5 protein-coding genes are annotated in these 6,631 nt (G+C 49.8%); all 5 read right to left on the reverse strand.

Annotated elements, in window-relative coordinates; genetic code table 11:
• Window positions 1–81 precede the first annotated feature (81 nt).
• Window positions 82–1,836, reverse strand: coding sequence for a [FeFe] hydrogenase, group A (locus PUQ60_RS04045; protein ID WP_273378759.1), 1,755 nt, complete (start codon window positions 1,834–1,836; stop codon window positions 82–84).
• Window positions 1,830–3,671 carry an NAD(P)-binding protein gene (locus tag PUQ60_RS04050; protein ID WP_273378756.1) on the reverse strand — a complete coding sequence of 614 codons (1,842 nt, stop codon included), beginning with the start codon at window positions 3,669–3,671 and terminating at the stop codon, window positions 1,830–1,832. Before PUQ60_RS04050 ends, PUQ60_RS04045 begins: the two co-directional genes overlap by 7 nt.
• A gap of 367 nt (window positions 3,672–4,038) precedes the next feature.
• Window positions 4,039–5,226 carry a J domain-containing protein gene (locus tag PUQ60_RS04055; protein ID WP_273378755.1) on the reverse strand — a complete coding sequence of 396 codons (1,188 nt, stop codon included), beginning with the start codon at window positions 5,224–5,226 and terminating at the stop codon, window positions 4,039–4,041.
• Window positions 5,227–5,384: 158 nt separating this feature from the next.
• On the reverse strand, window positions 5,385–5,903 hold the full coding sequence (locus PUQ60_RS04060; RefSeq protein WP_022360671.1) for an Hsp20 family protein: 519 nt from the start codon (window positions 5,901–5,903) through the stop codon (window positions 5,385–5,387).
• Between the two features lie 309 nt (window positions 5,904–6,212).
• Window positions 6,213–6,631, reverse strand: a 419-nt coding sequence (locus tag PUQ60_RS04065; protein ID WP_273417097.1) for a site-specific integrase, incomplete at its 5' end; no start/stop codon positions are given.

The raw sequence follows: 6,631 nt of genomic DNA on the forward strand, positions 1-6,631 counted from the left end.
CAGATTGGTCATCTGTGAATGACACAAAACCCCAGAGAGTGGCAACTCTCTGGGGTTTTGTTATGTGACCGTTTGGATATATTAATATTCCTCCACATGCAGCAGATGATGTGCACGATCGGATAACGGAGCTTCAAGATACTCGTCATACAGTGTCTGAACGGCCTGGTTTTCATGGCTGAACCGGATGGCGCTGCGGGCGTCGTAGCCGCGCAGGCACTGGTCGCGGTCTGCGCAGTCCTTCGGCTTATTCTGGAAGGATGGGCGGATCGGCTGGCCGCCGCCGTTGATACAGCCGCCCGGACATGCCATGACTTCAACGAAATCATAGTGGCATTCGCCGCGTTTCATCGCCTGAATGAGGCGTCTGGCCTCTCCTAGGCTGCTGAGTGCTGCACAGTGCAGTTTCACACCCTTGATATCGATTTCCAGTTCCTTAAAGGAACCGATCTGGCGCAGAACCTTCAGCGGACTCTGTTCGCCGATCTCCGGATTTTCACCGGTTACGGTGTGGTAAGCGGTACGAAGCGCTGCTTCCAGTACACCACCGCTGGCACCGAAGATCACACCAGCTCCGGTTGCTTCACCGAGAGGATCGTCAAAATCGCACTCCGGAAGTCTGGATACATCGATGTGATCGGCCTTGATGAGACGGCATATCTCACGGGTGGTCAGAACATAATCAATATCCTGTCCGGTTCCGGCGCTGTCCATGCCCGGAAGAGTCAGTTCGCGCTTCTTGGACATACACGGCATGATGGAAACACAGGTGATATTTTCCGGTGCAATGCCTTTTTTCTGTGCAAAATAAGTTTTGATGACAGCACCGAACATCTGCTGCGGGGACTTGGCAGTGGAAAGCTGCGGCAGAAGCTCCGGATACTGGCTCTTTGCAAAGCTGACCCAGCCAGGGCAGCAGGAGGTAAACATTGGCCAGCTGTATTTATCCGGCTGCTGTAAGCGGGCTAAAAGCTCGTTGCTTTCCTCCATGATGGTCAGATCGGCTGCAAAGTCAACATCGAATACATAGTCAAATCCAACGGATTTTAAAGTGGATACTAAACGTCTGTCAGTAGCAAATTCCGGGGAAAGACCAAATTCTTCACCCCATGCGGCCCGGACAGCCGGAGCGACAACTGCTACGGTTACCTTGTCATCATTTGCAAGTTCACCGTGGATACCATTGATGGCTTCCACATCATCCCGCTCCTGAAGCGCGGCCGTCGGGCAGTGGGTAACGCACTGTCCGCAGAGAGAACAGTCGGATTCTTTGATTTCCAGATTGTGGGAAACATCGACGGTTGTATGGGAACCGGTTCCGGATACATCCCAGATGTTTAGGGTCTGGATCTTGTCGCAGATCTGAACGCAGCGCATACATTTGATACATTTTCCTGCATCGCGGATCAGCGGGAAAGTAGAAGTCCAGATCATTTCCGGATATTCGTTTTTATAACGGTCAACGGTCAGGTTCAGATCACTTGCTACCTGCTTTAATTCACAGTTGGAACTGCGCACACAGGTGGGACAGTTGGTGTGATGCTGGGAAAGAAGCAGTTCCACGTTGATCTTGCGGGCTTCGCGGACCCGCGGTGAGTTTGTGAGGATCTCCATACCTTCCTGAACCTGGTTGTTGCAGGAGGTAACGAGATGGTGGATTCCCTTCACTTCTACAACGCAGACGCGGCAGGCACCGATCTCGTTGATATCTTTCAGATAGCAAAGATAGGGAACGTGAAAACCGTTGTCGCGGCAGGCGTCCAGAATCCGGGTTCCGGCAGGAACCTGCAGCGGTATATTATTAATTTTGATGGATACAAGATTCGTATTTACCATGATGTGGTCCGCCCTCCTTTGAAGTTTCCATAACCGAAGTGATCACAGCGCAGGCAGCGTCTGGCTTCCTGACCAGCCTCTTTGAGGCTCATGCCGCATTCGGTAAGTGTAAAGTCACATTTGCGTTCTCCGGCAGGACGCTCTATCAGGTTGACACGTCCGCAAGGAGTACGGTCGGAGAGATCCGGTTCCGGAATCTTTACATCGCAGGTAATCTCGTGGTTGTAGCCGAGATACTGGTCGATGTTGGCTGCGGCTACCTTGCCGGCAGCGATTGCACGGATCACGGTTGCCGGTCCAGTTGCACAGTCGCCTCCGGCGAAGATACCCGGCATATTCTGGATGGAGGTCCATCCGGTTGCCTGGATCACACCCCATTTGGCGTCGATTCCCTGTTCTACGAAGTAGCGGCTTTCGATGCCCTGACCCACAGCTGCGATGACGATATCACATTCAACCGGGATAGAGTCGGTGCCGATAGCCTTCGGTGAAGGACGTCCGCCGCGGATTTCTCCCGGCATCTGCTGGCTTACCCAGAGAGCTTTTACCTGGCCGTCCTCGTCTGCTTCAATCCGCTCCGGTGCGTAAAGTTCCATGATCTCTACGCCTTCAGCCATGGCACTTTCAACCTCTTCCGGAAGAGCTGTCATATCAGCTTTGCGGCGTCTGTAGGCAACTGCCACCTTGTCTGCACCCAGGCGGACAGAGGAACGGGCTACGTCCATGGCTACGTTGCCGCCGCCGATGACGCAGACCTTCTTTCCGGTAAGATCCGGATATTTGCCGTCGCCGATAGCACGTAAGAATTCGACAGCGGAGATAACACCGCCGGCATCTTCTCCCTCAATACCAATCTTTTTATCACTATGAGCGCCGATGGCGATGTAGATAGCATCATATTCTTTGCGGAGTTCATCCAGAGACAGCTGTCCTGGATCGTTTCCGACCGAAGTTTCAAGACGGACTTCCACACCGGTTTCCAGAATGACATTGATATCATCCTGCAGGCGCTCTCGTGGCAGGCGGTAGCTTGGAATTCCGTACAGCAGCATGCCGCCGAGTTTCTTGCGTTTTTCAAATACAGTGGTCTGATGTCCCATCAGCTGCAGATAATAAGCAGCGCTCAGGCCGCTGGGACCGCCGCCGATGATCGCGATGCGCTTGCCGGTGGAGGTTGGACAGACCGGTGCCGGTACATATCCTGCCATATCCACAGCTACACGTTTGATACCGCGGATATTGATAGAATTATCCAGCATGTTGCGGCGGCAGCGGGACTCACATGGATGTTCGCATACCAGCGCACAGGCGGTTGGGAATGGGTTATCCTTGCGGATCAGGCGGACTGCATCGGCATAGCGTCCTTCACCGGTCAGGGCGATGTAACCCGGAATATCAACTCCGGCCGGGCACAGAGCCACACAGGGAACCGGCTGATCAAGATTACTGCGGCAGCGGTTGTGTAAGATATGTTCCATAAAATCCTCTTTGAAGCCGTCCAGTCCTTTTAAAACCATCTGGGCAGCGGTATAGCCGATGGCACAGTCAGCCGTGCTTTCGATGACACGGGCTGTTTCCTCCAGCATGGTTAAATGCTTCATGGTTCCTTTTCCGTTTAGGATGTCTTCCAGAAGATTGGAGAGCTGCGCGAGACCGATTCGGCAGGGAACGCATTTGCCGCAGGTCTGTGCATGGCACATTTTTAAAAATGCAGCGGTCAGGTCGACAGGACAAAGACCTGGCGGGCTGGCGATGATGCGCCGTTCCAGATCCTTGTAAAGCCCCTCTACGACATTCTGAGCCTCGCTGTTAGTAGGTATAACGAGTCTGCTCATAAAGTATAAACTCCTTTCATAAATGTGAAATAAAATGCGTTATATTTTTCGATGCAATTATGTGTTTACTATAACATAAAACGAGCGAAAAACACAAGGTATTTATTGCAAAATATCTAAAAAAAGAAACGAAAGTGAGGTAAAAACAGATAAAATAGATAAGAAAGATAGGCATAAAGTGTGAAAGAATGTCGAATATATAGCTGCAGTAATTTCATGACAATTAAAAAACGATGAAATTGTGGATTTCCTACAATTAAAATATCATATTTATGAAAATCATAACCATATATATGAAAATAATAGGGTGAAAATTCTATGATATTTTTGGCTTTACAGACGTTCAGTAAAAAAACGGCAGGAGCCATCAAGCTGCGCTCCTGCCGTTGGGTCCGCCCTGACTGTTTTTGTTCAGTCCGCAGGCGTGTTCAAATTCGCGAAGTTTCTGTTCTGCCTCGGGGGTCAGATGGTTCGGGACATCGATCTGGACCGTCACGTACTGATTGCCATGGATGGACGGATTCTTCATGGAAACAATGCCTTTTCCCTTTAATTTAATCTTGGTTCCCGACTGCGTCCCGGCTGCGATCTTGCACAGGACATTGCCGTACAGGGTGGAAACCAGCGCCTCACCGCCGAAGACTGCGGTGGTAAACGGAATGCGGACGGTCGAGTAAACATCCATCTCCTTGCGCTCCCATCCCGGTTTCGCGGTGACGGTGATATTTAAAAGAAGATCGCCCGCCTCGCCGCCGCCCGTTCCCGGCATGCCTTTTCCTTTCAGACGGATAGATTTACCTGTATCGATGCCCGCTGGGATGTGAACCTGTAAAGACTGGCGCTTGCCGGTCTGTGGGTTCTGCAGAGTGATGAGCTTCTCGCAGCCGGATACGGCTTCATCAAAGCTTATGGTTACATCGGACGTGAGGTCAGAACCTTTCTCACGGAAATCGGCGCTGTGAAAGCCCTGACTGCCGCCGAAGCCGCCAAAGCCAGACCCGCCGCCAAAATGAGCGCTAGAACCGCCAAAACTGGAACCACCGGTAAAATGAGTCCCAGAGCCGCCAAACCCGGAACCGCCCGTGAAATGTCGGCTGCGGGAACTGCCGCCCGAACTCTTGCCGTGGAACATGCCGCCAAACATATCTCCAAAAATGTCACCCATATCGTCCAAGTCATCCCCGGTAAAATGGTATTCTGCATAACCGCCCGGACCGCTCTGATAGTGCCAGGCACCGCCCTGACCGGTACCGCCAAAGCCGGAGCCAAATGGACCATTTCCAGAAGCGCCGGCACCGCCAGCTCCGCCGTATGCGGCGCTGTTCGGGTCAAATGCGGCGTGACCGAAGCGATCGTAGAGTTTCTTCTTTTCTGGATCACTTAAGATCGAATAGGCTTCGTTGACATCCTTAAACATCTGCTCTGCCTGGGGATTACCGGCATTGGAATCCGGGTGATACTTTTTGGCAAGTTTCCGGAATGCCTTTTTGATCGTCTCCGCACTGGCGTCCCGCTTTATCCCCAGTATGTCATAGTAGTCTCTTTTCTCTGCCATCGATTATCACCTCCGTAGATGCAGTGATTTAAGTTTCAATTATTTAGGTTATGATAAAAAATTGGGTATGATAGAAGCTGCCGCATCCCTGCGACAGCTTCTGAAGCTATCTGGCTGCTGGCAACACAATGTGTGAGCCGTAGCTGCCTATCTGATTATTAACCTTCGATGGAAACGAAATGCTTCTCTTCAACCGCTTTCTTTTCCAGCTCTTTCGGGAAAGTCAGGGTCAGAGTGCCATTTTCAAATTTGGCATGGATATCCTTTTCCTCCAAGTTCTCGCCGACGTAGAAGCTTCTGCTTACATTGCCGCTGTAGCGTTCCTGGCGGATATATTTAACGGTTTTCTGCTCGGCTTTAGCGTCCTTCTTGGAAGCATCTGCTTCTGCGGTCGTTGCATCCTTCTGATTCTCCTCTGGCATATCTTTCGATGTAACTTCCTTCGAACCGCTGACGGTCAGATAGCCATCTTTCAGCTCAATCTGAAGTTCGTCTTTCTTAAATCCCGGCAGGTCGATGGAAACTTCATAATCCTTATCGGTTTCCTTGACATCCGTCTTCATCAGCTGGGAAGAGGAAGCGCCATACAGTCTCTGGTTAAAGCTCGGGAAGGAAAAATCCATCCAGTTATCAAAGTTATCAAATACACTATTATTAAAAATGCTCGGCATATACATAAGTCATCTCTCCTTTTCGTATTATCTTAACATCTATGTGAAAACATCGGTGGCAACAAGCTCGTTCTCATTTCCTTGTTCCCTTCCTTTGTTCTAGCTGTAATATAACACACATAATTAGCACTGTCAAGAGGTGAGTGCTAATTTTTTGTGAAGATTTTGTGAAGATTTGATTTTACGGGCTTCACAGGGATTTTTCACTTGCTTTCGCACTCGATTTTCTTGATTTGACCACATTTTTACGACAAATTCTTGGAAAAATATATTCGTCTGATTTTCTTACCACATTTTACGACAACGACTTATGGTTTATACCACAGCAGGTACGGTTTCTGGCAGGTTCATTTTTGACATCTCATTTTCCACATGAGACTTCTCTGCAATATGATTGTAGACATTCATTGTAATCTGCGCATCTGAATGTCCCATCACATACTGCATAACTTTGGGATTGACATTGTTCTCACCTAATCTGGTACATCCCGTATGGCGAAGGGTATGCGATGAAATAGGAGGCATCAGCTCCGGCTCTCGCTTCTCTTCTTCTGCCAATTTGCTTTCTTTCTTATTATAGGCATTAACAATATTTTTCAGAAAGCTGTTCACTCCCGCCGGCATAATCGGACGTCCATGCTTTGTATTGAAGATGAATCTACTGCGTCCACCGATCTCAACATTACTCTGCAAACCAAGCATCAAGTTCAGCTCTCTCTGTTTACGGAACGCAT

This window comes from Clostridium sp. AF02-29 (genome assembly GCF_934835585.1).
In the GTDB taxonomy this organism is placed as follows: Bacteria; Bacillota; Clostridia; order Lachnospirales; family Lachnospiraceae; genus Otoolea; species Otoolea fessa.

What these genes read in the sequence shown, in the direction of transcription:
- PUQ60_RS04045 (WP_273378759.1), bottom strand. Translation starts at nt 1,836, where the DNA reads ATGGTAAATACGAATCTTGTATCCATCAAAATTAATAATATACCGCTG.
- PUQ60_RS04050 (WP_273378756.1), bottom strand. Translation starts at nt 3,671, where the DNA reads ATGAGCAGACTCGTTATACCTACTAACAGCGAGGCTCAGAATGTCGTA.
- PUQ60_RS04055 (WP_273378755.1), bottom strand. Translation starts at nt 5,226, where the DNA reads ATGGCAGAGAAAAGAGACTACTATGACATACTGGGGATAAAGCGGGAC.
- PUQ60_RS04060 (WP_022360671.1), bottom strand. Translation starts at nt 5,903, where the DNA reads ATGTATATGCCGAGCATTTTTAATAATAGTGTATTTGATAACTTTGAT.